Here is a 25,442-nt window from a genome sequence, read left to right as displayed (position 1 = left end):
TCACATCTCCTCGAACTCTTGCGCTGGGATGGCGGTGTCGAACAAGCCGACCTGCGCATCCTGTTCGTGCTTGTCGATGCCGGCGTACGAGAGACTGTCGTCCTCGTAGCGCTTGAACTTGTACACGGCATCGTTCATGCGCGCCGGGTTGAACACGTTCAGGCTCAGCAGCAGCTCGAAATCATCCTTGGTCAGGCCAGTGACCTTCTTGAACAGCTCCGGCTCCAGCTTCGTGATGACATCCTTGAGTGTCTGCTCGCGGTAGTCGGTCAGGTACATGAAGATCGGGATGCGCGTGGCGAACTTGATGAGCTTCTCCTGCACCTGCTTACGAAGGATCTTAGTCTCCTTCTCCGCCTCGCGCAGTTCCTTCTTCTCCTCCTTGGAGGGCTTCTCGTCCTTGCTCTTCATCTCCTTGATCTGCTCGGACTTGTTGATGATCTTCTCCAAGTCGTCGTTGAGCTTGCGGAAGCCCTCGATGCTCATGAGCGCGTCCATGGCACGCTGGTTGTTCATCAGCTTGCGCAGGGTCAGGTCATCCACGTTCACGAGCAGCGCGCTTTCCCAACGCTTCGCCAGCAGGGTGGCCGAAGTGCCGGAGGACGCGATGTCGAGCACGTCGGTGGAGTTGACCTGCTTCATGCTGCTGCCGTCATAGGCCAGCACCGGAAGGAAGTGGATGAACTCGCCCACGCTCTGCTCCGGCGAGATGGTCTGGTCGGGATGCAACGAGCAGCTGTAATCCGCGATCTGCCGCAGAGCTCGTGTAGGCGCGAAGTCGAACACGTAGCACTCGCGCTTGAGGATTGCGGTCTCGTTAGGGTGCAAGCCGTCGGGGTTGTCGATGGTCCACGGCGACTGCACGCGGAACGCCGCCTGGAAGTACGTCTCCGGGCTCTTGAGGTTACGCAGCATGAGTATGCCGGTCCACGGCTTGACGGTCACGCCCGTGGTCAGCTTGCCGCACGACAGGGTGATGGTCTTCGATTCCAGCGAATCCGCCATCGACTCACGCACCGGGCCCAACGCCTCAAGGCCGATGCCCGCGGCGGTGCCGGCGCACACGTTCACCGTGTAGTCGTGGTAGAACACGTTCTGACGTTGCGCCAGCATGTTCGCCATCGCATAGCACGAGGCGACCGAGGGCATGAACCAGAACGTGTGCGTCAGGATGTTCTTCAGGCGAGAGTCCGAGTACGGCATGGGCGGTTTCTTCGCGCCCATCTTGAGCATGTCCACCGTGGTCTCGGCGAACCCGCCGCGCAGCAGGTCGAGCCACTTTTGCACCTCGCTGGGGTGCTTGAACTCGGCGTCCTTGCCATCGCCCTTCGCAGCGAGGAACTCGTTCAAGTCGAACTCGTCGAACTCGCCGTCCGACGCGATTTCGCGAATCTGATCGGGCATCTGATAGGTCATCAGCACCATACGCGGCAGCGACTCGTACGGGTTCTTGCCGTCCGACGGCTTCCAGCGTTCCTTAGACCGCTGCTCGTCGGAGTACGTCCAGTTGAAAATCTGCTCCTCGATGAACTCGCCATTGGCGATCGCACGGAACGGCGTGCCAGACAGGAACAGATACGCACCCGTAGTGATGGGCAGGAAGTCCGTGTCACCCTGCTCGAAGCTCTCGTCGATGATCTGAGCGACCGAGTTCATGTTGTCGCTCTGCTCGCGCTTGTCCTCCTGCTCGAACAATTCGCGAGCGCTATCACGCCAAGCGCCGAAATGGTACTCGTCGAAGATGACCAGATCCCAGTTGACCTCGTGTACCCACTCGTTACGAGCCTTGATGCCACCCATTTCGTTCTTACCCAGGTAATCCTGGAACGAGCCGAAGCACACGATGGGACGACTCTTGTCTGCATGCTCGTAGTCGAGCTCAGTCTCGCGGGAGATGAACTGCCAGCCGGCGAAGTCCTTGTGCGACTCCAGATCCTCACGCCACGAGTTCTCCACAGCCGGCTTGAACGTCAGCACAAGCACACGCTTGTAGCCCTGTGCCTTGGCGAACTCATAGCTGGTGAACGTCTTACCGAAGCGCATCTTCGCATTCCACAGGAAACGCGGCGGAACACCCGGGTTGTCCTTCTCGAATCGGGCGAAGAACGCCTGCGTCTTCTCCACGGCCGCACGCTGCTCCGGTCTCATGCCAAAGCTCTGTGTGCGCTGCGTCATAGAATCACGGCGTTCACGCACCGCCGCGACGGCGCACTTCACGTCCTCGACCGAGCAGCGGTACCACTCGCCAAATTCACAAGGGAATTGCTGGGCCAGCATTTTGTGCACGGCGTTGTCATCGAAGGCGGATCCGTCGTCACGCATCGCGCTTTCCTCCAGCACGATTCTGCAACTGACGTGAGCAGTTCCTACTTGTTCCTTGACGCGAGTGGGGACATCGCGTCCGGTATATCCGACCTTCAATAGTCCTTTATGAGTCGGAGCGTCAATCGTGTAGGCATAGATGGTCGGATTAACGTCTGGGCGAAGAGGAAAGAAATTATCCATGCTTCACTTCACCTGATCGGTTTCAGAGATGCGGGAATCGATGTATTCCCAATCTTCGTCCGTTAAATCGAAATGCGAGCAAAGTTCATTGTCCGTGAAAATGTGGTCATATTTACCCAGATCCGGCACGAAGAGAAAGCGCCTCTTCGTCACGTCTTGTGAAGCGACCGCTTGCAGCAGCAAGAAACGCGCAACTTTCGTGAATAGATAGGATTTGAAGCTTAATACCTCTTCTTTCGAATCAGCAGCGTACGCAACCAAGAACGATTCCGTGCAGCACATCCCCGGAGGAACGATTGCCGTATTTTGATCGGAATAGAACTTGACAGCTTTGGAGAAATCGGTCTGCCCCGCAATTGGAGAACGAGGAATCAGCAATTTCCACTTATTTAACAACTGGAACTGGTCCGTCACGTCTTCTGGGTTGGCGAAACCATCACCAATGCGTTGAATAAAATGGCAAGGGACGCCACTCTTTGTAGGTTTGTAAAACGTCCTCAGTCCGAAGGGCTTGGAAGACGATACCACGTCATCCAAATAACGCCCCTCATGAATGGATCGAATCCTACGAATAATGTCTACAGCCTTATTGTCTCGGACAAACACAGGGAACTCATCGAGAAAACGATTGGCCTTTGTTCTTTTTCCGTCGCGGATATTGACGATTTTGCAGCTACCCTCATCGTCTCGGTCCCAGAGGAAGTAGCATGCTCCGCCCGCAAGATCAACTCCAGGAAACACTTCCTTGAAGCTCTCATAGTCGGTCAGTTCGCGGATATGCTTATCGGACAGCATCTCTGCGCGGAACTCGTCTAATCCACGTCCACCGGAGAACCAACGGGAAGGAATAATCATAGAAAGATAGCGAGGATTCAGCTTCTTTGCCTGTTCCACAAACTTCTGATAAATGGGGGCGGCACTCTTACCATAACCACCATCACTGAGCTGATAAGGCGGGTTGCCGACGATGACATCGAACTGCATGTTGTTGAAAATCCTCTCCGGGTAAGGCGTATGGATGAACTCGTACGTGTAGCTTTCGAGTGCGCTGTCGCGATCATACTGCTGCTTCGATGCACCGCAGAAATGGCAGCGATCTCCGGCCCATAGATGTTCTCCAGCCTTGTACCTAATGTGGCCATCAGGGTCGTCGAACAGCGAGTCAATAGAGTACTTGCCATTAGCTTTCTTCGAGCAGTACAGGGTACGACGAGACAACAGCGCTGTCAGTTCAGTGATGGCTATGCCCCAAATCTGATAGTTCAGGATGTGGTTGATACGTTCCTGCAAGTTCGGAAACTCCGGCTCCAGCCCAATCAGTAGACGCCGAGTAATCTCGCGCAGAAACACGCCCGTCTTGGTGAACGGATCGAGGAAAGTGACCGAACTGTCGGACCAGATTTTCTCGGGCAGCAAATCAAGTATCTTGTTGGCGACTTCAGGTGGGGTGAACACCTCGTCGTTCGACAGGTTCGCCAGACATGAAAGCACGTCCGGGTTGTACGGTTTGTCACCGAAATACAGTCGGCTACTCATATTTGGCAACCTCCAGAAAACTCGTCAGAGGATACTCCTTGATGGGCTTGGGAATAATCTTGCCCATCTCGTCCTCATCGATTTCGTCCAGCATGTCGAACGTCGGCTCCTGCGTCGAAACGTTCAGCAACGCGGCGAACGTGAAATCACGGCGCTTGACCTTGCTGCCCATCACCAGTGACCACTCGGGGAACACGATCGGTTCGCCCTTGCTGTCGGTCAGGGTCAGCGCGTCACCGCACAGGACGTTCTTCGAGAGCAGATACCGGATGGAACCCAGCACCTCGGAACGGCACTCGGTCTTGAAGCGCCGCTCGTATTCGTCCTTCGCGATGCCGAACAGTCGTTCACGACATTCCTCCACGTTGTCCGCCATGATATCCACGCCGTAGATGGAAGACACAGCTACGAACGTGTACCGCTCGTACTCCAGCTGGCTCTTGCCATAGCGTTCGCCGACCACGGCGAGTTTACGGCGCAGAACCTCGGACAGGAAGTTGCCATCGCCACACGCGGGTTCGAGGAAACGGCTATCGATGCGCTCAGTCTCCCGGTTAACCATATCGAGCATGGCATTGACCTCACGCTCGTTGGTGAAGACCTCACCGTGCTCTTCGACGCGCTGTTTCGACTTAACCTGTGCTGCCACCGGGAACCTCCTTAAGGTCCTATACTACGGGCAAAACGGGATGTTCCCAGAAAAAGAACGATGGGAATACGCATCATGTCGGCAGCCGAAGGCATCGCACACGAAGCTTGGATACGCAACAATCCGAATCTCCACGCCGTCGCCGGATATCTTATGTGGATCTGCGGCGACAGAGGAACATGCGGACTCGAGACCAAAGCCGTTCTGATGCTTGATCAGGACAACCGTATGGCGACGACCATCCTGCAATTGCTACAGCAGCAGATCACGCAGACCGTATCCGCAGACATGATCCACGTCTACGAATGACCGAGACGGACACGCCAGCGTCCTTGCGACGAACACACCAGCCGAAATTGACACCTATGCTGTGAAGCATGGGGAACACAAGATTTCACGGCAAAGCGCAGGCATACGCGGCGGGGCGACCCGGCTATCCCACCGCGGCGATCCGGTATATCAGCGAACTCATGCGACGCGACCTCACATCGCCCGCCGACGGCGAGATGACGATCGCGGACATAGGCGCCGGAACGGGCAAGCTCACCATCGAACTGGCCGGACTCGGCCTTCCGGTGGTCGCCGTCGAACCGGACGGGAACATGCGTACGGAGCTGATCGACCGCACGAACGGACTCGACAACGTGACGGTCGTCGCCGGCACCGCCGACCATACCGGTCTGCCGGTTCGCAGCGTGGACGTGATCACCGTCGCACAGGCCCTGCACTGGTTCGATCCGGGGACCTTCGCGGCCGAATGCCGCCGCATCGCGCGCAACGGACGGTATCTGCTGGTTTCGCTGTACAACGTCACGTCCTTCGATTCGGCGATGAGAAACGAACGGCGCGACGGGCACGGGGACGTCATCACGGGCAGCATCCGGCACTTCGAGGACACAAAGACCGCGTTCTTCCACAATCCCGAAATCCGTTCGTTCGCCAATCCGATGCACTATACGCGCGAATCATGGCGGGCCTACATGGACTCGCATTCGCACAGTCCCCTGCCGGATGATCCGGACTACGCGGCCTACAGGACATGGGTCGACGAGTTGTTCAACCAGCGTGCGATGGACGGTGCACTGACCGACGACACCACCTGCATGGTCGCCAGCGAACTCGTCGTCTGTGGCGAGTGATCGGAGCCGCGCCGACCGTACGCATCATCCCGTCTGCGCGGGGTGCACCCCCGGTCGGCGCGTCGCGGCGGCGTGTCCCATTGTGTCCACGGTTGTGTCCGACACGGCGTGTCGCAAAACAAAAAAGCCCGGAATCGTTGAAATTCCGGTCTTCCCGGTCGGATCAGCGGGATTTGAACCCGCGGAACGAAGTCCCGTGAGCCCTACTGCCGATTGGGTTACGTCGCCTCGAAAATCTCCTTTGCCCACATTTTGCCCACGTTCTCCCTCAGGAGCAGTCCGTCGAGCGCGTCGTCGAGTATGCCGGCGAGGGCCCCGTGGACGCGGAGCACCACGCTCGCCGATTTCGGTCTGGCCAGGACGATCTCCCGGCCGCGTTCGTCCCGCGTGCTCCGGCCGCGGCTGATGTCCGCCACCCAGCGCTGCACGCCCTCGCGCGTGACGGCGGACACCGGGACCCCGCCCCATTCGGGCGTGACATATTTGCGGCACGCGCCCTCGAGGTCGTCGTAGTAGCTGGGTTTCGTGGAGAGCTTCTTCTTCGCGAGCCATGCCTCGGCGAGGTCGCCGACCGTGGCCTTGCCGTCCTGCGGGTCGATGTAGGTGCCCTGCGCCTTGGCGACCACGACGTGCTCGGCCATCCAGTTGACCGCGTCGATCTTGCGTTTGAAGCCCCTCTTGTCGGTCTGCGTGCCGTCGGGCTTCCTGTAACGGACCCGATACCGCGCCTCGCCTTTGCTGGTCACATACTTGGTCACATTTGCCATGCCGTCACACTCCTTCTGTCCACGGCTCCACGAGAATCGTGGGTAAGAACGGTTTGCGACATCTCACGGTGTCGTATAAAATATTCAGTTTCCGATGAAAAACGTCGAGAGGAGGCGGCCATGACCATGACCGATGTCGGCGTGAAGCCCATCCCGGTGTACACGCCGCCCGCCGACGGGAAGCCCCGCAACGCGGTGGACGCGAAATGGATGCGCCTGCACCGCGCGATGCTGAACCGTTCCGCACGACTCGCGAAGAAAAAGGCCGACGAGGTTGAGGATAGCGATCGTCACTAGCCGTCCCTGCACGCCGGACGACCAGCTGTCGCTGCGCCGTTTCGCATGCTGTCCTCCGGGAGCGCCGGAGTACGCGATGGACGTGCAGCGCTACATCCGTGACCTGCGTGTCAGGGATGAGCCGGGCGTGTGCCGGCTCGTCCTCCAGTACGGCGACAAGGCGGGAGGGGCGGTCGTCGGATTCTGCGAGTTCGGCTATGATCCCGCATCCCCGGAGTCCAGCGGCTACGCGATCTCGTTCATCGCCACCGCATCGTCCGAACGGGGGCGGCATCTGGGACGTTACCTATTGGACGGCGTCCTGCGTTGGATGGCGAACGACGCGGCCCGCCACAGGCGGGAGCCGTACGTGCTGACGCAGATCGACCCGTCGAATCATGCGAGCGTTCATTTGTTCTCCGATCTCGGCTTCATCGACGAGGGCGTGGACGAGGACGACCCCGAGTACCACATCTGGTCCAAATGGTTCGAGCCCGTCGCAACCGATAGGCTCTATCTGTACGTTCCCGTGGAATTGGATGACTGATTCCCGCCCCGGCCTCGCGCCGGGGCTTTTCCGTTTACCCGCGCTCATGCAGCCACATCCGGTAGTCGCGCGTATCACGTCGGCGGCGAACCGGTAGATGCCCTGCAAATCGCCGGGCAGGACGACGCTCATGACCTTCAGTTCGGATACGGCGTCGTACAGGCGCATGCGCATGGGCCCGTAGTTCAGCCGGGCGGACACCGGCAATGTGCTCATACCTTGCTGTTGCGGGCCGGCTGGTAGGCGTCCATGTCGAGGTATGAGTACGCGCCTCCATTCGAGGCGATCAGGTACGCGAACCGCGAACGTGTGACGAGCTCGACCGTCGCTGTGCCACGCAGTACAAGCGTCCGCAGCTCCTCGTCGAGACGGTATGGTTCGAGAAAGTCGCGTGTCGTGATGCCCGGCCGGAGCGTGTCGTCACCGTGCGCCGGGTCGGTCTGGAACGCGCGGAAGTATCCGACAGACAACCAATCAGCCGAGGACGAACCCGCGACTTCCCACCTTCCCAGTCAGATGCGTCACCGAACCGTCCCATGACTCAAATGATTCCTGATTCATGTGTGGTCCATGCAGGCGAGCAGCCGAGGTGATTCGGTCATCGTGTCCAATCGTGTCCAGACCAATTATCGACGCAAACAAAAAAGCCCGAAATCGTTGAAATTCCGGGCTTCTTGGTCGGACCAGCGGGATTTGAACCCGCGACCCCTTGACCCCCAGTCAAGTGCGCTACCAAACTGCGCTATGGTCCGATGTTGCGTTTCGCAACAGTGGATTAATTTACCAGATGAATCGGAAAACGCAAATCGGCGTGTTCCGCATATTCACGACACGGTTTATCCGCCCGCATGGAGGATAATCACATACGACGGCATCTTCCATAACAGCGAAGGAACATGGGCATGGCCACCTACGAACAGATACGGCGGTTCGCCGAGAACCACCCGGATCAGGCCCGGATCATCGCGCACGACACCGCGATCGTCGATCTGGAATCGGGCGCACGGGTGTTCGACATCACCAAGGCGGCGGCCACCTACATCGTCGAGGCGAAGGAGGGCGTGTTCGCCGTCGTGGCCTGCGCCACAGGTCACCTGAAATGGCGCCGACTCGGACGAGCGCTGGGGCTCCATCAGATTCATTTGGCCTCGCCGGAACTGGTCAGGGAACGCACCAGCTACGATGTCGGCACAGTCGGACCACTGTTCCTGGACGGGCTACGCATGTTTTTCGACGAGCGGCTCCTGGAACACGACATGGTCTACTGCGGCACCGAGGACGCGCATCACACCCTGGCCATCGCGCCGCAGCTCATCATCGACGGCAACGACATCGCCGGGTATTTCGACGGCGACGAGTTCCGGCAGTAAGCACGGCAGGGGCATCGGATCCCATGTCCGACACGCACGCTGTACCACAAAACGCGACGCAGAGGCCCGCACGGTTCATCACGAACCGTGCGGGCCCCGACATGCGTTACAGCCGACTTGCTGCGGGAGACTACTTGCGCTTCTTCTTCTCGCGGATGTTCACCGAGATCTGGATCGGCGTGCCTTCGAAGCCGAACTCCTCGCGCAGCGAACGCTCGATGTAGCGGCGGTAGCCGTGCTCGAGGAAGCCGGTGGCGAAGATCACAAAGCGCGGCGGGCGCGTCGAGGCCTGCGTGGCGAACAGGATGCGGGGCTGCTTACCGCCGCGCAGCGGATGCGGATGGGCGGACTGCAGCTGGCCGAGGAACGCGTTGAGCTTGCCGGTCGGGATGCGCTTGTCCCAGGATTCCAGCGCCTCACGCATGGCCTTGGCCAGACGGTTGGTGTGCCAGCCGGTCTTGGCGGACAGGTTGACGCGCTGGGCCCAGGTGACGCGGTCGAACTCGGTCATCCACAGACGTTCCAGACGCTGCTTGTCAAACTCGTCCATCGCGTCCCACTTGTTGAACACGAGCACGATGGCACGTCCCGCGTCCACGGCGGAGCTCATGACCTTGAGGTCCTGGTCGGAGATCGGCACGGATGCATCGAACAGAACGAGCGCGAGCTCGGATCGTTCGATGGCGGCCTGCGTACGCAGCGACGAGTAGTACTCGGCGCCCTGCAGCTTGTGCTGGCGACGCTTGATGCCGGCCGTGTCGATGAACAGCCAGTCCTCGCCGTCGATGTCGATGATCTCGTCGACCGGATCGCGAGTGGTGCCAGCGAGATCGTTGACGACCGTGCGCTCCTCGTGCGCGAGCTGGTTGAGCAGCGACGACTTGCCGACGTTCGGGCGGCCGACGAGCGCGACGCGGCGCAGACCGTATGGCGTGAGGTAGCCGGAGGTCTTCTTCGCCTTGCGCAGCGAGTCGAGCGCCTCGTCGAGCAGGTCACCCACTCCCCTGCCGTGCATGGCGGAGATCGAGTGCGGCTCGCCCAGACCGAGCTTCCAGAACTCGGCGGTCAGGTATTCGCTCTCGCGGTCGTCGATCTTGTTGACGGCGAGCGTGACCGGCTTGCCGGAGGCGCGCAGCATGCGCACGATGCGCTCGTCCGTATCGGTCAGGCCGACCTGGCCATCGACGACGAGTACGACGGCGTCGGCGAGGTTCACGGCAACCTCGGCCTGCGAGGCGATGGCCGAGTCGATGCCCTCGACGTCGACCTCCCAGCCGCCGGTGTCGACGAGCTTGAAGTCGGTGCCGGCCCATTCGGCGTCGTAGCTGACGCGGTCGCGCGTGACGCCGGGCGTGTCCTCGACGACGGCGACGCGCTTGCCGAGGATGCGGTTGACGAGCGACGACTTGCCGACGTTCGGACGACCCACGATGGCGAGCACGCCGACCTGCTTCGGGCCGGACTGGCCGTCGGAGGCCCCGGAGGGACCGTCGCGGCCGATCAGCGCCTCGTCGCCCTCGTCCAGGTCGTAGCCCTCGAGGTTGGCGGCGTAGCGCTCATACTCCTGCTCCTCGATGGCCGCATCGACGAGTTCGACGAGCGCGTCGAACGTCTGCTCGAAGGTCAGATCGGAGTTGTCGATGGTGGTGACGCCGTCGGCCGCGGTCGTGAAGTTGGTGGTCTTCGAGTCGATGCGGTCGCGCGCGGCGACGTCCTCCGCGCCCACACCCTTGACCGACTGACCGGTGCGGCGCGCCTGGCGGACCTCCTCGCGGGCGGTCAGCAGCACGCGCACTTCGGCGTCCGGGGCGACGACGGTGGTGATGTCACGGCCCTCCGCGACGACGCCGAGACCGCCGGAGAAGGAGTCGGCGGACGCCTCGCGCGCGATGTAGGCGCGCTGGGCCGCGATGAGGACGTTCCTCACCGGGATGATGCCAGACACCTTGGAGACGTGCGTGGAAACCTCGGAGGAGCGGATCGCCTCGGAGATGTCCTCGCCATCCGCGGTCACGGACGGGTTGTCCGGGTCGACGGAGATGTCAAAGTGGTCGCCGGTGAAGAACTCGCCGACCGTCTCGGTGACGACGCGCTCGTCGATCTCGGCGGCATCGAGGTCGATGCCCTGCTTGAGGCACCACCACGCGCAGGCGCGGTACATCGCGCCCGTGTCGAGGTAGGCGAAGCCGTAGTACTTGGCCAGCGCCTTCGACGTCGAGGACTTGCCGACGCCGGCGGGACCGTCGATGGCGACGCGGATCACAGGCCGACCTCCTTGGACAGGGCGCGGACCTCGGTCTGGCTCAGCACGCGGTAGGAGCCGGACTTGAGCTCGCCGAGCTTGATCGGGCCGATCTGGGTGCGCACGAGGCGCTTGACCGGGAAGCCGATGGAGCCGAAGATACGGCGGACGATGCGGTTCTTGCCGGAGTGGAGCACGACCTTGACGATCGTGGCGTCGCGGTTCGAATCGATGATCGCGCAGTGGTCGAGCTTGATCCAGCCGTCGTCCAGCTGCACGCCGGTGGTGACGAGACGGCGGCACACGGTGCCGGAGATCTTGCCCTCGAGCGTGGCGACGTAGGTCTTCTCAACCTCGTACTTGGGGTGCATGACGTGCTGGCTCAGCTCGCCGTCGTTCGTCATGAGGATGAGGCCTTCCGAATCGTAGTCCAGACGGCCCATGTGGAAGATGCGCTCGTACTTGTCGCCGACGATGTCACGCAACGTGTAGCGGCCCTTCGGATCCTCCATAGCGGACAGAACCTTCTTGGGCTTGTTGAGCGCAAGGGTGACGTGGTTGTTGTTGATGCGCACGCGCGATCCGTCGACGCGGATCTGCTGGCGCTGGGGATCGACACGGGTGCCGAGCTCGGTGACGAGTTCCCCGTCCACCTCGACACGGCCTTCGGTGATCATGAGCTCGCACTTGCGGCGGGAACCGAATCCGGCCTGAGCGAGCAGCTTCTGAAGGCGAATGCCTTCCTGATTGTCTTCATGCGCCTTTCTGGCGCGGGAATATGCGTTTGGCATCGTTCTCCCAACGTGGCCTAGGGGTATATTTCCAACCTTGATAGTGTATCGTGACCTCCGGTCCAAACTCCGGACACGACCCGCGGCGCTGCTAGACTGGCAGCGTCCTCGGGGCGGTCCCCGGCAGGGACACGCAGTATCTCCGATTATCGAAGGATTGATATGACATCACAGGAAACCGTTACGAAGGAGCAGCCGTGGCCGCTTAGGGTGGGAGCGGAGCTGATCGGCACCTTCCTCATCTGCTTCGCCGTCTATGTCTTCAGCACGTTCGGCTCGATCATCTTCTCCGTCAACCTCGCCTACCTCGCGCTCGGCACCGGTCTGGCCTACGCCGCCGCCGTGTACGCGCTCGGCTGGGTCTCCGGCGGACACTTCAACCCGGCCGTGACCGTGGCGGCCATGCTCACCGGCAGGACGAGGATCGTCGACGGCGTGCTGTACATCGTCTTCCAGACGCTCGGCGCGGCGCTGGCCGGTCTGCTGGTGCGCTTCCTGCTGCCCACCTCGAGCAACGTGACGCTGGCCCAGTGGCTGACGACCGCGGTCAACGGCTTCGACAAGGGTTCCGTGTCCTACACGACGCTCAACCAGTACGGTCTGAACTTCTCCATCACGCAGGCGATCGCCGTCGAGGTCGTCGCCGGTCTGCTCATCGTGGGCGTCGCGATGGCCACCTACGGCACGAGGAAGTACGCCCCGGCCACCGGCGTCGCCTACACGCTTGCCGCCGCCGTCACCTTCCCGGTGACCGGCGCCGCGCTGAACCCGGCCCGTGCGACCGGCATCGCCCTGGTCTCCCAGAACCAGAGCCTGTCCGTGGAACCGCTGAGCCAGCTGTGGGTGTTCTGGATCTGCCCGGTCCTCGCCGCCGCCCTGGTCGCGCTGGCGATGATCATCATGCAGATGGCCCACGCACCGAGGAAGAAGGGCGACGATCCCGCTCAGCTGGGCGGATACGACGAGGCCGCCGGCTCCGATGGGGAACCGACGGCCGATGCGTCGTCCGATGATCCGGACGGTTCACAGCAGGTATCCGCTGAAGTAGAGGACGAGAAGTCCGAGTCCGAGGCAGATGCCGATGGTGGCGTCGAACGCCACTGACCTCACCTTCCATGGGCTGCGCTCACGCATGGCGAGACGCAGCAGCCCGGTAACGATGGCCGTCACGGAGATCAGCACCGTGGCGGCCATCGTGTATCCGAGGACCGCGACCACGCCCGAGAGCACCACGGCCGCGGCGACGCACCATTCGAACCACGGCTTGCCTTCGTGGTCCTCGGAGACGTAGGGATGGTTCTTCATCTTGATCCGAGCCCGTTCGCCGATCGATCAGTGGAAGAAGTGACGGGTACCGGTCAGGTACATCGTCACGCCGGCCTTCTTGGCCGCCTCGATGACCTCCTCGTCGCGGATGGAGCCGCCGGGCTGGACGATGGCCTTGACGCCGGCGTTCATCAGCGTTTCGGCGCCGTCCGCGAACGGGAAGAACGCGTCGGACGCGGCGACGGAACCGGTGGCACGATCGGCGCCGTCGGCGAGCGTGTTGGCGCGCTCGACCGCGAGGTGGCAGGAGTCCACGCGGTTGACCTGGCCCATGCCGATGCCGACCGTGGCCTGATCGTGGGCCAGCAGGATGGCATTTGACTTGACGCAGCGAATGGCGCGCCAGGCGAACACGAGGTCCTTGAGGGTATCCTCGTCGGCCGGCTCGCCGGAGACGAGCTTCCAGGAGTCCGGATCATCGCCGACGGCGTTGATGAGATCCATGTCCTGCACGAGCAGACCGCCGTCGATCTGACGGAACTGCGTGTGGCCCTTCGGCGGCTCGGCCACCTTGAGGATGCGCAGGTTCTTCTTCTTGGTCCGCAGCAGCTCGAGCGCCTCGGGCTCGTAGGCCGGGGCCACGATGACTTCGGTGAAGATCGGGCGCACGCTTTCTGCCATCTCGAGGGTGACGGTGCTGTTGCAGGCGATGACGCCGCCGTACGCGCTCACCGGATCACAGGCGTGGGCCTTCTTATGGGCCTCGGCCGCGGTCGCGCCGATGGCGAGGCCGCACGGGTTGTTGTGCTTGACGACGGCCACGGCGATGGCGGGGGCGAGATCCCACACAGCACGCCAGGCGGCGTCAGCGTCAACGTAGTTGTTGTAGCTCATCGGCTTGCCGCCGAGCTGCTCGGCGTGGGCGAAGCCGGTCTGGTCGAGCGGATCGAGGTACAGAGCGGCCTGCTGGTGGGAGTTCTCACCGTAGCGCAGCGTGTGCGCACGGTCCCAGGTACGGGTGAACGCGGCCGGGAACTTGGCGTCGTTAACCGGCTGGTCCTCGTCGTCGCGATCGATCTCGTCGATGGTGGCGGGCTTGGGCCAGTGCTTGGCGGTCCACTCGTTGATCGTCGCGTCGTAGGAGGCGGTGTGGGCGAACGCCTTGCCGGCCAGCCAGCGGCGCTCCTCGAGGGAGAAGCCCTCGCCGTTCTCGACGCGGGCGGCAACCAGCGCATAGTCGGCCGGATCGGTGACGATGGCGACGGTGGCGCTGTTCTTCGCGGCGCCGCGCACCATGGACGGGCCGCCGATGTCGATCTTCTCGATCGTCGCGGCCTCGTCGGCGCCGGAGCGCACGGTGTCGGCGAACGGATACAGGTTCACGACGACCAGATCGAACGGCTTGATGCCGAACTTCTCGAGCTGGGCAGCGTGATCGGGGTTGGTCATGTCGGCGAGGATGCCGGCGTGGATGTGCGGGTCGAGGGTCTTGACGCGACCGTCGAGGCACTCCGGGAAACCGGTGACTTCGCTCACCTCGGTGACGGGCACGCCGAGCTCGGCCAGACGCTTCGCGGTCGAACCGGTGGACACGACCTCGGTGCCGGCTTTGACGAAGGCCTCGGCAAGCACCTCGATGCCTTCCTTATGGAAGACGGAGACCAGCGCCCTCTTAATCGGACGGTTGGTTGTTGTCATTGTTTTCCTCCTTTGATGGTTGTTCAGGCTTCACGGGTTCCCCGGCGGAACGCACGACGCGAACTGAGCGCGGGACGCGTCCGCCCTTGCCCTCGACGCCGCGAACGGTGCGCGGCCTGCGTTCGCCGTCGGGCGCGTCGGACGACGGCTTGTCCGGTCCGGCAGGTCCGGCCGGCAGGTCCGAATCCTTGCCGCGACCGGTCGAACCGGCCGCCGATCTGGGCTTGGGACGGGAGTCGGGTTCCTTGGAACGCAGCGACATGACCCGCGTCTTGCCGGAGTCCTTCGTCTCGGATTTCACCTTAGTGCCGTCGGCGGGCGACGACGGACGACGCCCGGCCCGATACTCGACAATCCAGTGTATCCCGTAAATGGCCGCCAACACCACGGTGACGGCGAGCCAGGCCGCGAACAGGCCGAATCCAAGTGCACGGGCCGTCACCTGCAGCGAGGGAAGGACATCCACTCCCACATGGGCAAGGCGCTGCGTGCCCAGACCGCCGTTCGACAGGGCGAAGCCGCCGGCGTACAACGCCAGCGTGACCACGGTGGATCCGACGAACGCGCCCAGATGGCACAGCATGGTGACGATCAGGGATTTGACGCCGTCCTTGTCGCCGAATGCCGCCGGGCGCACCTTCAGCGGACCGGGCAGCAACATGGCGAGCAGCGCAATGACCGCGTAGATGGCGGGGACGATGCACTGCAGACCCAACCGGACGCGGTCATCGGCCACGCCCTCGGGCATGAGCCCGAACACGGGCAGCGGCGGCAGTCCCGCGGCCTGTCCGACCCACAGGGTGAACGAACCGAGCTCGCCGATATGGAATCCGGCGCCGAGTAGCCAGGAGACGGCCCAGATCATGAGGTTCGGCAACCATGCACACGACGCGACGGTGGTGAGGATGCGCGAGCCGTTCTCCATGCCGTCCATGTCGAACAGCGTGGCCATGCCCTGCCAATCGCGCGCGATCCACACGATCACGACGACGAGCCCGGCCACAAGAGCCACCGCGATCATGGTTCCGGTCAGCAGCAGGGCGAGCAGGACGGAATCGTAGAAACGTCTGTTCACGCGTTCCCTGACGGCGACGCGCACTGCTGCGATGACGCCTGATCCGGGCAGGGCGCCGATGAGGAAGCCCACGGTCCAGACCGATGCGGTCTTACCGATGATCGCCAGCGGCGAACCGCCGATCAGCTCGGGAACGCCGCCGGCGCACATGAGATTGATGGCCACCCATATGACGAGGCCGACGGCCCAGCTGATGAGGTCTCCCCCGGCCTTGCGCACGCACTGGGCGATCAGCAGGATGAGCAGCAGGGTGAGCAGCAACGGTGTGATGGTCAGATCGACCGAGCCGATGACGAAGCCGGTGCCCTGGCTGAGCAGGATGATGGATTGGGTCAGCCGGATCGCGGAGGAAGGCAGGTTCTCCCCTCCCTCCTCCATCGAGATGACCAGCAGCATCAGCGCGGTGAAGCAGCCGAGCGAGATCGCATAGAGCGCCATCGCCCCGATGGAGGCGATGGCGCCCTTGATGATGGCGGTGAGACGTCCTGGTTTCAGTTTCACTGGAGACCTGCGAGCACCTCACGCATGATGTCGGCGGCCTGACCGGGCGTGCGTCCGACACGGATGCCGACGGCCTCGAGCGCCTCCTTCTTGTCCTTGGCGGTGCCCTTGCCGCCGGAGACGATGGCGCCGGCGTGGCCCATCTGCTTGCCCTCCGGGGCGGTGAAGCCGGCGATGTACGCGACGACAGGCTTGGTCATGTGCTCGGCGGCCCACTGGGCGGCGTCCTGTTCTGCGCTGCCGCCGATCTCGCCGATCATCATGACGGCCTTGGTGTTCGGATCGGCCTCGAATGCCTGCAGGGCCTCGAGCAGCGTGGTGCCGACGATCGGATCGCCGCCGGCACCGAGGCAGGCGGTGAAGCCGATGTCGCTCAGCTCGCCCATCAGCTGGTAGGTGAGCGTGCCGGACTTGGAGACCAGACCCAGCGGTCCGCGGCCGACGATGCCGTCGGGGATGATGCCGAGGTTGACGCCGTGCGTCTCCTCGGAGGAGGCGAGGGTCATGAGTCCCGGGCAGTTGGGGCCGACGATGCGCACGCCCTTGCGCAGCGCGAGTTCGACGAAGTAGGCGGAGTCGGCGACCGGGATGCCCTCGGTGATGACGACGATGAGCTTGATGCCCGCCTCGACGGCCTCGACCACCGCGTCCCTGGCGAAGCGCGGCGGCACGAACACGACCGACGCCTCGGCGCCGGTGGCCTCGCGGGCCTCGGCGCAGGAGCCGTACACGTGGACCGTGGCGTCCTCGCCGTTCCTGGCGGCGGGGAACGTCACGTCGAGGCCGGCCTTGCGCGCGTTGACGCCGCCGACGATGTTGGTGCCCGCCTTGAGCATGCGTGCGGTGTGGGTCATGCCCTGGTGGCCGGTCATGCCCTGCACGATGACGGGGGCGTCGTCTTCGATGAACAGCACCATCAGTTGTTCTCCTTGGTCTTCTGGGCGGCCGCGGCGATGCGCGCGGCCTCGCTGGCGGCCTCTTCCATGGTCTGCGCGACGTGCACGTTCGGGGTGTTCGATTCGGCGAGGATCGCGAGGCCCTCGGCCGCGGCGTTGCCGTCGAATCGCACGACGATCGGCTTGGTGCCGCCGAGCGCGTCGACCGCCTCGAGGATGCCCTTGGCGACCTGCTCGCAGGAGGTGATGCCGCCGTACACGTTGATGAACACCGACTCGACCTGCGGGTCGGACAGCACGATCTCGAGGCTGGCGGCCATGACCTCGGCCGAGGCGCCGCCGCCGATGTCGAGGAAGTTGGCGGGCTTGACGCCGGTGCCCTGCTCCTCGCCGGCGCCGGAGACGGCGTCAAGGGAGCTCATCACGAGACCGGCGCCGTTGCCGATGACGCCGACCTGGCCCTTGAGGTGCACATAGTGCAGGCCGTGGTCCTTGGCGCGACGCTCGAACTCGTCGTTGGCCAGCGGATCGGAGAAGCGCTTCCATCCGTCGTGACGGAAGGCGGCGTTGTCGTCGAGGGAGATCTTCGCGTCGAGCGCGCACAGGCTCTTGGAGGATTCGTCGTCCGGATCGCCGATCTTGGCGAGCGGGTTGATCTCGACGAGCGTGGCGTCGTTCTCCTTGAAGCACTTCCACATCTTGAGCAGGATCTGGGCAGCCTGATCGACGTCTGCGTGATAGAAGCCGATGCTCTCGGCCATCTTGGTCGCGGCCTCGAGGTCGAAGTCGTCGAGGGCCTCGATGTGCAGGCGCTTGACCGCTTCGGGGTGCTCCTTGGCGATCTCCTCGACCTCGGTGCCGCCGTTGGCGGTGGCGAGCACGTCGTAGTCGCGCGAGGTGCGGTCCACGGAGATGGACACGTAGTACTCGTGCAGGATGTTCTTGCCCTCGGCCACGAGCACGCCGTTGACCTTGTGCTTGTGGATGGTCATCGGCAGGATGGCCTCGGAGTCCAGGATGGCCTCGTCGCGGTTCTTGGCGAGCTTGACGCCGCCGGCCTGGCCGCGGTGGCCGATTTTGACCTGGGCCTTGACGACGCAGGGGTAGCCGAGCTGGTCGGCGGCCTCGGCCACTTCATGCGAGTTCTGTGCGTAGATGGCTTTCGGCGTGGGGATGCCCTGTTCTTCGAGCAGCTGACGCGCCTGGTATTCGTAAAGATCCATTGCTCTTCCGTAGTGTGGTTGAACTTACGTTCTTCGTTTTGTGTGGTCCGCCCGTATCATCCCGTCGGCTAGGCCGGCATGGAGATCAGAGTGCTCACAGGGACGTCGCCGAGCCTGTCGAGGCCGTCGAGGCCGTCGAGACCCATGACGAAGCTGAATCCGGCGACCGTGCCGCCGGCCTTCTCGATGAGGTCTGCACCCGCCTTGGCGGTGCCGCCCGTGGCGATGAGGTCGTCGACGATGAGCACCCGTTCGCCGGGTGCGACCGCGGCGGTCTCGATCTCGACGGTGGCGGTGCCGTATTCGAGCTCGTAGGACTCGCCGATCGTCTCGGGCGGAAGCTTACCCGCCTTGCGGATGGCGATGAATCCCTTGCCCAGATGGTGGGCCAGCGCCGGGCCGAACAGGAATCCGCGCGATTCGAGCCCGGCGATGGAGTCGAACTCGTCGGCCGGCAGCGGCAGGGCCGCCTCGAGGGCGCGCATCAGCACGTCGAGGCCCCTGGCGTCGGCCAGCACCGGCATGAAGTCGCGGAAGATGATGCCTTCCTTCGGGAAGCCCGGAATGGAGCGGACCAGGGAGACGAGGTATTCGGCGTCTTCGGCGCCGACCTTGGCGAGGTCCTTGATCGTGATGTCGCTGCCGGCCATGGGTTACTTGGCTTCCTTCTCGGTCTCGGCGGCGCCGGCGGTCTCGGCGTTGTTCGCGGCGAGGGACTCCTCGACGTTCACCTGGGCCTCGCCGTACTCGGCCTCGGCGTTCTGGCCGTCCTGATCATCCTTCGGCAGCGGGTTGCCGTTCTCGTCCACCTCGTCGTCGGAGACGTACGCGGGACGGACGTACTCGCGGGAGATGGCGTTGAAGCCGACGCGCAGCTTCGAGCCCTCGGAGTCGATGACGACCTCCTCGTACTGCTCGTCCACGGAGACGACCGTGCCGATGATCTGGCCGATGGTGATGACCTCGGTGCCGGGCTGCAGGTTGGAGCGGAAGTCCTTGACCTTCTTCTGCTGTTCCTTGGCCTTCTTCGACTGCCACCACATCATGCCGCCCATGACGACGACGAGCAGGAGGATAAATCCGATCTGATCCATGAAAAATGGTCCTTCCGGTCGGGAAATGACTAGTCCAAAACCTCAAGTTTAGAAAAGCTTGCTGACATCGGACTTCCCTCCGTCGGCGTCCGGTCGTATGCCGAGATGACGCCAGGCCTTGTCCGTGGCGACGCGGCCCTTGGGCGTGCGGATGAGGAATCCCTCACGCACCAGATACGGCTCGCACACGGTCTCCACGGTCTCCGACTCCTCGCCTACCATCGCGGCGAGCGTGTTGAGGCCGACGGGGCCGCCGTTGAAGTTGCGCACGATGGCGTTGAGCACGGCGATGTCGAGGCGGTCGAGGCCTTCGGCGTCGATCTGGTAGAGCGCCAGGGCCTCCTTGACATCCTCCGGACCGACCGACGGCAGATCGTGGACGATCGCCCAATCACGCACGCGGCGCAGCAGACGGTTGGCGATACGCGGCGTGCCGCGCGAACGCAACGCGAGCTCATGCGACGCGCCCTCGTCGAGCGCGACGCCGAGCACCGCGGACGAGCGTTCGACGAGCTTCTCCAGCTCCCCCACCGGATAGAAGTCGAGATGCGCGGTGAAGCCGAAGCGGGCGCGCAGCGGCGATGGCAGCATGCCCTCGCGCGTGGTGGCGCCGATCATCGTGAAGCGCGGCAGGGTGAGCGGGATCGACGATGCGCCGGGACCCTTGCCGACCATGACGTCGACGCGGAAGTCCTCCATCGCGATGTAGAGCAGCTCCTCGGCGGCGCGCGGCAGACGGTGCACCTCGTCGACGAACAGCACCTCCCCAGCGTCCAGCGAGCTCAGGATCGACGCGAGATCACCCGCGTGCTGGATGGCCGGACCGGAGGTGATGCGGATCGGCACGCCGAGCTCGTTGGCGACGATCATCGCCAACGTGGTCTTGCCCAGTCCCGGAGGGCCGGCGAGCAGGATGTGGTCCGGCGGCACCTCGCGCTTGCGCGCGGCGTCGAGGAACAGCTGGAGCTGTGCCTTGAGCCGGGGCTGGCCGATGAATCCGTCGAGGACGTGCGGACGCAGCTCCTCGTCGCTGACCGGCTCGTTGCCGACCGGCTGCGAGGAAACCATGCGCAGCGACTCCTCGTTCGCACCGATGTTCTCGTTGCCTCCCGGCTGCGCGAAGTCGCCGTTGATGTACGGTTCGTTCATATGCCGCTATCACCGTCCCCTGTCCAGCGAGGCCAGGGCGAGGCGCAGCACCCTGGGCACGTCGTCGTCGGCGATCGGCGTGGCGATGCCGTTGGCCTCGCAGGCCACCTGCACCGCGTGTTCGGCGTCCTGCTCGCGCCAGCCGAGGGACATGAGCCCCTCGACGACCTGCAGCGCGCCCTTGTCCTCGGGCCGGGCGGTGGTGACCGCGGAGCCGGTCTCCTCGAGTGCTTCGAGATCGATGGAACCCTTCAGTTCGAGGATGATCTTCTGCGCACCCTTCTTGCCAAGCCCCGGAGCCTTGGCGAGGGCGGTCGCGTCGTTGTCGGCGATGGCCTTGGCCAGCTGCGTGGGATTCAACGTGGACAGCAGCGACAGCGCCACCTTGGGACCGATGCCGGAGACCTTGAGCAGCTGCAGGAACGTGCGCTTTGCCGCGGGCTCGAGGAACCCGTACAGCGTGATCGCGTCCTGCGAGACGTTGAGATAGGTATAGACCTTCGTCTCCATGCCGCCATGGACGCGCGACAGGTCGGCGGCGGGCATGCGCACCTCGTACCCGACTCCCCCGACCTCGATGAGCATGGCCGAGGCGTCCACCGTCTCTACCATGCCGTGTAGCGAACCGATCACGACACCTCCTATCGAACAACTGTTCGATAGTGTATCACATGCCTCGATCGGCGTTGATGCGCCGCTTCGTCGCCTTCTTGGCGGCGTCGGCCCACTGCCGTTGGGCCGGGGTGAGGTGCTCCTCGCGCTCCCCGCCCTGCAGTGCGCCGGCCGGACGCAGCGCGTGGCAGATCGCCAGCGCCAGCGCGTCGGCGGCATCGGCGGGCGTGGGCATCCTGTTCAGGTTAAGGATGCGGGTGACCATGCGCTCGACCTGGATCTTCTGCGCCTGGCCGTTGCCGGTGATGGCGAGCTTCGCCTCGGTCGGCGTATGCAGCGCGACCGGGATGTTGCGCTGCGCGGCGGCGAGCATGGCGAGGCCGGCGGCCTGCGCGGTGCCGAGCACGGTGTTGCGGTTGGACTGGGCGAACACGCGCTCGATGGACACGGCGTCCGGCGCGTAGGTCTCGATCTTGTCGACCAGCCCGTTGTAGATGGCGAGCAGTCGCAGATCCTGCGAGACGTCCGGCGAGGAGCGCACGACGTCCACGTGGATAAACGAAAGCCGGCGGTGCGCGCCGGCTTCGATCACGCCGACCCCGCAGCGTGTGAGCCCGGGGTCGACGCCTAGGATGATCACGAGGATTTACTCCTCGTCGAGCTGGGCCATGACCTCATCGGAGGCGGTCCAGTTGGAGTAGATGTTCTGCACGTCGTCCAGATCATCGAGGTTGTCGATGAGCTTGGAGACCTTGCGCGCGTCCTCGAGGGTCAGCTCGACCTCGTTCTTCGGGCGCATGACCATATCGGCGGAATCGTAGTCGAAGCCGGCATCCTGCAGGGCCTTGCGGACGGTGTGCAGGTCGGACGGATCGGTGACCACGGTGAAGACATCGCCGTCGTCGACGACGTCCTCGGCGCCCGCGTCGCCGGCCTTCTCGAACAGGTCGTCGAAGTCGACGCCCTCGGACGGGACCTCGATCTGGCCCTTGCGCTCGAAGTTGAAGGAGACGGAACCGGAGGTGGCCAGGGAGCCGTTGCCCTTGGTCAGGGTGGAACGGACCTCGGCGGCCGCGCGGTTGCGGTTGTCGGTCAGGCACTCGATGATGAGGCCGACGCCGGCGGGGGCGTAGCCCTCGTAGACGATGTCCTCGTAGTTGGCGCCGCCGGCTTCCTCACCGGAGCCGCGCTTGACGGCGCGCTTGATGTTGTCGGCCGGCATGGAGGCCTTCTTGGCCTTGTAGATGGCGTCGTACAGGGACGGGTTGCCGTCCGGGTCGCCGCCGCCGGTGCGGGCCGCGATCTCGATGTTCTTGATGAGCTTGGCGAAGAGCTTGCCGCGCTTGGCGTCGATGGCGGCCTTCTTGTGCTTGGTGGTCGCCCACTTGGAATGACCTGACATAATGCTCCTAGCAGGTTATATGTACGGATAACTGACAAACGAGACGATTTTAGGCCGGTTCGCCGACAACCGGCGTTCCCCGGTGCGGAAAACCCGCATCGGGGAACGCCGGCCGGTCACGCCGAATCACGTCGGTTCGGGAGCGGCACCGGCCGCGGCGCGCCTCGCACGCCGCATGGGGAGGCGTGGGGAGGTTCAGTCCTCGGTCGCGGCCTTGAAGTCGTCGGCCGTGTTGACCTGGACGCGCTTCTTGATGACCTCGAGGATCTTCGCACGGGCCTCGTCGACCGGGACGCCGTTGAGCTGGCTGCCGTCGCGGAAGCGGAAGCTCACCGCGTTGTTGTTCATGTCCTCCTCGCCGACGATGAGGATGAACGGCGCCTTGGACTTGGAGGCGTTGCGGATCTTCTTGCCGAAGCGGTCGTCGGAGTAGTCGATCTCACAGCGGACCATCTCGTCCTCGAGGCTCTTGACGAAGCCGGCCAGGTGCGGGGCGAACTCGTCGGCGACCGGGACGCCGAGGACCTGCACCGGGGCGAGCCACGCCGGGAACGCGCCGGCGTAGTGCTCGAGCAGCACGGCGAAGAAGCGCTCGATGGAGCCGAACAGCGCGCGGTGGATCATCACCGGACGCTGGTGGGTGCCGTCGGCCGCGATGTACTCGAGCTTGAAGCGCTCGGGCAGGTTGAAGTCGAGCTGGATGGTCGACACCTGCCAGGTGCGGCCGATCGCGTCGCGGGCCTGCACGGAGATCTTCGGGCCGTAGAAGGCGGCGCCGCCCGGATCGGCCACGAGGCTCAAGCCGGAGTCCTTGGCGACCTCGGCGAGCGTATTGGTCGCCTCCTCCCAGATCTCGTCGGAGCCGACGTACTTGTGCTCGTCCTTGGTGGACAGCTCGAGGTAGAAGTCGTTCAGGCCGAAGTCCTTGAGGACCTTCAGGACGAAGGTCAGCAGGTTGGTCAGCTCGCCCTTCATCTGCTCGCGGGTGCAGTAGATGTGGGAATCGTCCTGGGTCAGGCCACGCACACGGGTCAGACCGTGGACCTCGCCGGACTTCTCGTAGCGGTACACGGTGCCGAACTCGAACAGTCGCAGCGGCAGCTCCTTGTAGGAGCGCTGGCGGGACTTGAAGATCAGGTTGTGCATCGGGCAGTTCATCGGCTTGAGGTAGTAGTCGAAGCCCTGCTTGGTGATGTTGCCGTCGGCGTCGCGCTCCTCGTCCAGACGCATCGCCGGGTACATGGAGTCCTTGTACCAGTGCAGGTGGCCGGAGGTCTCGTACAGGCCGCCCTTGGTGATGTGCGGGGTCTGCACGAAGCTGTAGTGGTACTTGCGGTGCATCTCGCGGGAGTAGTCCTCCATCGCGTTGATGACGGCCGCGCCCTTCGGGTGGAAGACGGCCAGGCCCGGTCCGATCTCCTCCGGGAAGGAGAACAGATCCATCTCGGCGCCGAGCTTGCGGTGATCGCGCTTGGCGGCCTCCTCCAGACGGGTCTGGTAGGCCTTGAGGTCCTCCTTGGTGGCCCATGCGGTGCCGTAGATGCGCTGCATGGTCGGGTTCTTCTCGCTGCCGCGCCAGTAGGCGGCGGCGGAACGCTCGATCTTGAACGCCTTGATGAAGCGGGTGTTCGGCAGGTGGGGTCCGCGGCACAGGTCCTTCCACACCACGTTGCCGTCACGGTCGACGTTGTCGTAGAAGCTGAGCTCCTTGCCGGAGATCTCGGTGGCGGTGGAGGGGTCGAGATGCGCCTCCTTGTCCTGGATCAGCTCGATCTTGAACGGCTGATCGGCCTCCTCGGCGAGGGCCTCCTCCTCGGTCGCCACACGACGGCGGAACGACTGGGAGGACTTGATGATGCGCTGCATGTGCTTCTCGATCTGCTTCAGATCGTCCGGCGTGAAGGGCTGGTCAACCTGGAAGTCGTAGTAGAAGCCGTCCTTGATGATCGGGCCGACGCCGAGCTTGGCGTTCGGGAACAGTTCCTGCACGGCCTGAGCCATGACGTGCGTCGCGGAGTGGCGCATGATGCCGAGGCCGTCCTCGGAATCGAGGGCGACGGACTCGACCGTGTCGCCGTCGGCGAGCGGGGTGTACAGATCGCGCAGTTCGCCGTTGAGACGGACCGCGATGATGTCCTTGTCGTCCGCGAAGAGCTCGACGCCGGTGGTGGTGGCTTCCACCTCCTTCGCTTCGCCGTTGACCGTGATGGAGATGGAGCTTTGCGCCATGATGTGTCCTTTGCTATCGGGGCCCGCGTTACCAATGGGCAGGCCTGGACCGTGTAATCAACAGTGCAACACGATAGGCACGTACGGCGACATGCGCAAGCCGCGTTCGCTTGGCGAACGGGTTGGCGGGATGGGTCACGCAACGTTCATTCGCGGGAGGCCCTCCGTTCAGACGCGTCAGGCACGCTGCACCAGCCACTCGGCGGCGACCTTCTTCGACGGGAACACGCCCTGTGCGCCGTTGGCTCCGTCGGCCAGCCACATGCGTCTGATGCCGAAGCGCTGCTTGCGCACCGTGCCGGCCCCCACGCCGTCATGGAGCACGGCGAACACGCCACGTTCTATCCTCATGATTCTCACGTCCATGATCCCGGCCTCCTTGCCGTACATCCGTTCGTTACCTGTGATGCTAGCGCCGCCGCGGACGACGCGCCGTTCGGACACACGGAGGGGTTGCGGCAACGGCTTCGTTGCG

Annotated in this window: 26 protein-coding genes and 1 tRNA gene; 6 read left to right on the top strand and 21 right to left on the bottom strand. The window is 63.7% G+C overall.

Translation table 11 applies throughout. The features are described 5' to 3' along the window. From JS528_RS00385 to JS528_RS00375, 3 genes are read right to left on the bottom strand one after another with little or no spacing between them, the layout of a single operon-like run. Positions 1-2,505 (bottom strand): DEAD/DEAH box helicase, encoded by a 2,505-nt coding sequence (locus JS528_RS00385; RefSeq protein ID WP_214357128.1) that lies wholly within the window; start codon positions 2,503-2,505, stop codon positions 1-3. A gap of 3 nt (positions 2,506-2,508) precedes the next feature. Beyond that, on the bottom strand, positions 2,509-4,041 hold the full coding sequence (locus tag JS528_RS00380; RefSeq protein ID WP_240541219.1) for an Eco57I restriction-modification methylase domain-containing protein: 1,533 nt from the start codon (positions 4,039-4,041) through the stop codon (positions 2,509-2,511). Then, positions 4,034-4,690 (bottom strand): SAM-dependent DNA methyltransferase, encoded by a 657-nt coding sequence (locus JS528_RS00375; protein WP_214357127.1) that lies wholly within the window; start codon positions 4,688-4,690, stop codon positions 4,034-4,036. The genes JS528_RS00380 and JS528_RS00375 overlap by 8 nt, the downstream gene beginning before the upstream one ends. 60 nt (positions 4,691-4,750) lie before the next feature. On the opposite strand from JS528_RS00375, the gene JS528_RS00370 reads away from it, so the two are divergent. Beyond that, entirely contained in the window at positions 4,751-4,999 is a 249-nt protein-coding gene (locus tag JS528_RS00370) for a hypothetical protein (RefSeq protein WP_214357126.1), read from the top strand. 161 nt (positions 5,000-5,160) lie between these two features. Beyond that, positions 5,161-5,829 carry a class I SAM-dependent methyltransferase gene (locus tag JS528_RS00365; RefSeq protein WP_214357125.1) on the top strand — a complete coding sequence of 223 codons (669 nt, stop codon included), beginning with the start codon at positions 5,161-5,163 and terminating at the stop codon, positions 5,827-5,829. A 218-nt stretch (positions 5,830-6,047) separates the two neighbouring features. Here the strand turns inward: JS528_RS00365 and JS528_RS00360 are convergent, their stop codons facing one another. Continuing rightward, positions 6,048-6,596 carry a tyrosine-type recombinase/integrase gene (locus JS528_RS00360; protein WP_214357124.1) on the bottom strand — a complete coding sequence of 183 codons (549 nt, stop codon included), beginning with the start codon at positions 6,594-6,596 and terminating at the stop codon, positions 6,048-6,050. Between the two features lie 120 nt (positions 6,597-6,716). Between JS528_RS00360 and JS528_RS00355 the strand changes: the two genes are divergently transcribed. After that, on the top strand, positions 6,717-6,893 hold the full coding sequence (locus JS528_RS00355; protein ID WP_214357123.1) for a hypothetical protein: 177 nt from the start codon (positions 6,717-6,719) through the stop codon (positions 6,891-6,893). Continuing rightward, entirely contained in the window at positions 6,871-7,419 is a 549-nt protein-coding gene (locus tag JS528_RS00350; protein ID WP_240541218.1) for a GNAT family N-acetyltransferase, read from the top strand. Before JS528_RS00355 ends, JS528_RS00350 begins: the two co-directional genes overlap by 23 nt. A 212-nt stretch (positions 7,420-7,631) precedes the next feature. Here JS528_RS00350 and JS528_RS00345 read toward each other — a convergent pair whose 3' ends face one another. Together JS528_RS00345 and JS528_RS00340 are read right to left on the bottom strand one after the other, a co-directional pair. After that, on the bottom strand, positions 7,632-7,889 hold the full coding sequence (locus tag JS528_RS00345; RefSeq protein ID WP_240541217.1) for an Abi family protein: 258 nt from the start codon (positions 7,887-7,889) through the stop codon (positions 7,632-7,634). A 205-nt stretch (positions 7,890-8,094) separates the two neighbouring features. Further along, positions 8,095-8,171 (bottom strand) — tRNA-Pro (locus JS528_RS00340). 144 nt (positions 8,172-8,315) lie between these two features. Between JS528_RS00340 and JS528_RS00335 the strand changes: the two genes are divergently transcribed. Then, positions 8,316-8,789, top strand: coding sequence for an aminoacyl-tRNA deacylase (locus JS528_RS00335; RefSeq protein WP_214357122.1), 474 nt, complete (start codon positions 8,316-8,318; stop codon positions 8,787-8,789). A gap of 130 nt (positions 8,790-8,919) precedes the next feature. Here JS528_RS00335 and der read toward each other — a convergent pair whose 3' ends face one another. Together der and JS528_RS00325 are read right to left on the bottom strand one after the other, a co-directional pair. Continuing rightward, positions 8,920-11,052, bottom strand: a complete 2,133-nt coding sequence (der, locus tag JS528_RS00330) for a bifunctional cytidylate kinase/GTPase Der (protein WP_214357121.1) — start codon at positions 11,050-11,052, stop codon at positions 8,920-8,922. Continuing rightward, positions 11,049-11,822: a pseudouridine synthase gene (locus JS528_RS00325; protein WP_214357120.1), complete on the bottom strand. Its 774-nt coding sequence runs from the start codon at positions 11,820-11,822 to the stop codon at positions 11,049-11,051. The genes der and JS528_RS00325 overlap by 4 nt, the downstream gene beginning before the upstream one ends. Positions 11,823-11,984: 162 nt before the next feature. Here JS528_RS00325 and JS528_RS00320 point away from each other — a divergent pair, with 162 nt between their 5' ends. Further along, complete coding sequence (locus JS528_RS00320) at positions 11,985-12,926, top strand: MIP/aquaporin family protein (protein ID WP_214357119.1); 942 nt, start codon at positions 11,985-11,987, stop codon at positions 12,924-12,926. Here JS528_RS00320 and JS528_RS00315 read toward each other — a convergent pair. The 13 genes from JS528_RS00315 to JS528_RS00255 form a co-directional block, all read right to left on the bottom strand. After that, positions 12,846-13,127, bottom strand: coding sequence for a DUF3017 domain-containing protein (locus tag JS528_RS00315; protein ID WP_214357118.1), 282 nt, complete (start codon positions 13,125-13,127; stop codon positions 12,846-12,848). The genes JS528_RS00320 and JS528_RS00315 overlap by 81 nt on opposite strands. A 27-nt stretch (positions 13,128-13,154) precedes the next feature. Beyond that, on the bottom strand, positions 13,155-14,786 hold the full coding sequence (gene purH / locus JS528_RS00310) for a bifunctional phosphoribosylaminoimidazolecarboxamide formyltransferase/IMP cyclohydrolase (protein ID WP_214357117.1): 1,632 nt from the start codon (positions 14,784-14,786) through the stop codon (positions 13,155-13,157). Continuing rightward, positions 14,761-16,362 (bottom strand): cell division protein PerM, encoded by a 1,602-nt coding sequence (locus tag JS528_RS00305; RefSeq protein ID WP_214357116.1) that lies wholly within the window; start codon positions 16,360-16,362, stop codon positions 14,761-14,763. Before JS528_RS00305 ends, purH begins: the two co-directional genes overlap by 26 nt. Then, the gene (gene sucD / locus JS528_RS00300) at positions 16,359-17,279 is read right to left on the bottom strand and encodes a succinate--CoA ligase subunit alpha (RefSeq protein ID WP_214357115.1); all 921 of its coding nucleotides are present in this window, start codon (positions 17,277-17,279) and stop codon (positions 16,359-16,361) included. Before sucD ends, JS528_RS00305 begins: the two co-directional genes overlap by 4 nt. Next, positions 17,279-18,481, bottom strand: coding sequence for an ADP-forming succinate--CoA ligase subunit beta (gene sucC, locus JS528_RS00295; RefSeq protein WP_214357114.1), 1,203 nt, complete (start codon positions 18,479-18,481; stop codon positions 17,279-17,281). The genes sucD and sucC overlap by 1 nt, the downstream gene beginning before the upstream one ends. A 68-nt stretch (positions 18,482-18,549) precedes the next feature. Continuing rightward, entirely contained in the window at positions 18,550-19,131 is a 582-nt protein-coding gene (locus tag JS528_RS00290) for an adenine phosphoribosyltransferase (protein ID WP_214357113.1), read from the bottom strand. A 3-nt stretch (positions 19,132-19,134) separates the two neighbouring features. Next, positions 19,135-19,575, bottom strand: coding sequence for a preprotein translocase subunit YajC (locus tag JS528_RS00285; RefSeq protein WP_214357112.1), 441 nt, complete (start codon positions 19,573-19,575; stop codon positions 19,135-19,137). A 48-nt stretch (positions 19,576-19,623) separates the two neighbouring features. Then, complete coding sequence (gene ruvB, locus JS528_RS00280; RefSeq protein WP_214357111.1) at positions 19,624-20,724, bottom strand: Holliday junction branch migration DNA helicase RuvB; 1,101 nt, start codon at positions 20,722-20,724, stop codon at positions 19,624-19,626. A 9-nt stretch (positions 20,725-20,733) separates the two neighbouring features. Continuing rightward, entirely contained in the window at positions 20,734-21,357 is a 624-nt protein-coding gene (gene ruvA, locus JS528_RS00275) for a Holliday junction branch migration protein RuvA (protein ID WP_214357110.1), read from the bottom strand. A 34-nt stretch (positions 21,358-21,391) separates the two neighbouring features. Beyond that, positions 21,392-21,976 carry a crossover junction endodeoxyribonuclease RuvC gene (gene ruvC, locus JS528_RS00270; protein WP_214357109.1) on the bottom strand — a complete coding sequence of 195 codons (585 nt, stop codon included), beginning with the start codon at positions 21,974-21,976 and terminating at the stop codon, positions 21,392-21,394. A gap of 6 nt (positions 21,977-21,982) precedes the next feature. Beyond that, positions 21,983-22,738, bottom strand: a complete 756-nt coding sequence (locus JS528_RS00265; protein WP_214357108.1) for a YebC/PmpR family DNA-binding transcriptional regulator — start codon at positions 22,736-22,738, stop codon at positions 21,983-21,985. Between the two features lie 195 nt (positions 22,739-22,933). Further along, positions 22,934-24,967 carry a threonine--tRNA ligase gene (gene thrS / locus JS528_RS00260; protein WP_214357107.1) on the bottom strand — a complete coding sequence of 678 codons (2,034 nt, stop codon included), beginning with the start codon at positions 24,965-24,967 and terminating at the stop codon, positions 22,934-22,936. 177 nt (positions 24,968-25,144) lie between these two features. Further along, complete coding sequence (locus tag JS528_RS00255; protein ID WP_214357106.1) at positions 25,145-25,318, bottom strand: hypothetical protein; 174 nt, start codon at positions 25,316-25,318, stop codon at positions 25,145-25,147. Positions 25,319-25,442: the final 124 nt, after the last annotated feature.

Source organism: Bifidobacterium santillanense, from assembly GCF_018555385.1.
In the GTDB taxonomy this organism is placed as follows: domain Bacteria; phylum Actinomycetota; class Actinomycetes; order Actinomycetales; family Bifidobacteriaceae; genus Bifidobacterium; species Bifidobacterium santillanense.
The sequence above is the reverse complement of the archived record's forward strand: the minus strand, read 5'-3'. Positions and strand labels throughout refer to the sequence as shown.

Coding starts and splice junctions, on each gene's coding strand:
- JS528_RS00385 (WP_214357128.1), bottom strand. CDS start 2,505: ATGGATAATTTCTTTCCTCTTCGCCCAGACGTTAATCCGACCATCTAT.
- JS528_RS00380 (WP_240541219.1), bottom strand. CDS start 4,041: ATGAGTAGCCGACTGTATTTCGGTGACAAACCGTACAACCCGGACGTG.
- JS528_RS00370 (WP_214357126.1), top strand. CDS start 4,751: ATGGGAATACGCATCATGTCGGCAGCCGAAGGCATCGCACACGAAGCT.
- JS528_RS00365 (WP_214357125.1), top strand. CDS start 5,161: ATGCGACGCGACCTCACATCGCCCGCCGACGGCGAGATGACGATCGCG.
- JS528_RS00360 (WP_214357124.1), bottom strand. CDS start 6,596: ATGGCAAATGTGACCAAGTATGTGACCAGCAAAGGCGAGGCGCGGTAT.
- JS528_RS00355 (WP_214357123.1), top strand. CDS start 6,717: ATGACCATGACCGATGTCGGCGTGAAGCCCATCCCGGTGTACACGCCG.
- JS528_RS00335 (WP_214357122.1), top strand. CDS start 8,316: ATGGGCATGGCCACCTACGAACAGATACGGCGGTTCGCCGAGAACCAC.
- JS528_RS00325 (WP_214357120.1), bottom strand. CDS start 11,822: ATGCCAAACGCATATTCCCGCGCCAGAAAGGCGCATGAAGACAATCAG.
- JS528_RS00320 (WP_214357119.1), top strand. CDS start 11,985: ATGACATCACAGGAAACCGTTACGAAGGAGCAGCCGTGGCCGCTTAGG.
- JS528_RS00315 (WP_214357118.1), bottom strand. CDS start 13,127: ATGAAGAACCATCCCTACGTCTCCGAGGACCACGAAGGCAAGCCGTGG.
- purH (WP_214357117.1), bottom strand. CDS start 14,786: ATGACAACAACCAACCGTCCGATTAAGAGGGCGCTGGTCTCCGTCTTC.
- sucD (WP_214357115.1), bottom strand. CDS start 17,279: ATGGTGCTGTTCATCGAAGACGACGCCCCCGTCATCGTGCAGGGCATG.
- sucC (WP_214357114.1), bottom strand. CDS start 18,481: ATGGATCTTTACGAATACCAGGCGCGTCAGCTGCTCGAAGAACAGGGC.
- JS528_RS00290 (WP_214357113.1), bottom strand. CDS start 19,131: ATGGCCGGCAGCGACATCACGATCAAGGACCTCGCCAAGGTCGGCGCC.
- JS528_RS00285 (WP_214357112.1), bottom strand. CDS start 19,575: ATGGATCAGATCGGATTTATCCTCCTGCTCGTCGTCGTCATGGGCGGC.
- ruvB (WP_214357111.1), bottom strand. CDS start 20,724: ATGAACGAACCGTACATCAACGGCGACTTCGCGCAGCCGGGAGGCAAC.
- JS528_RS00265 (WP_214357108.1), bottom strand. CDS start 22,738: ATGTCAGGTCATTCCAAGTGGGCGACCACCAAGCACAAGAAGGCCGCC.
- thrS (WP_214357107.1), bottom strand. CDS start 24,967: ATGGCGCAAAGCTCCATCTCCATCACGGTCAACGGCGAAGCGAAGGAG.
- JS528_RS00255 (WP_214357106.1), bottom strand. CDS start 25,318: ATGAGGATAGAACGTGGCGTGTTCGCCGTGCTCCATGACGGCGTGGGG.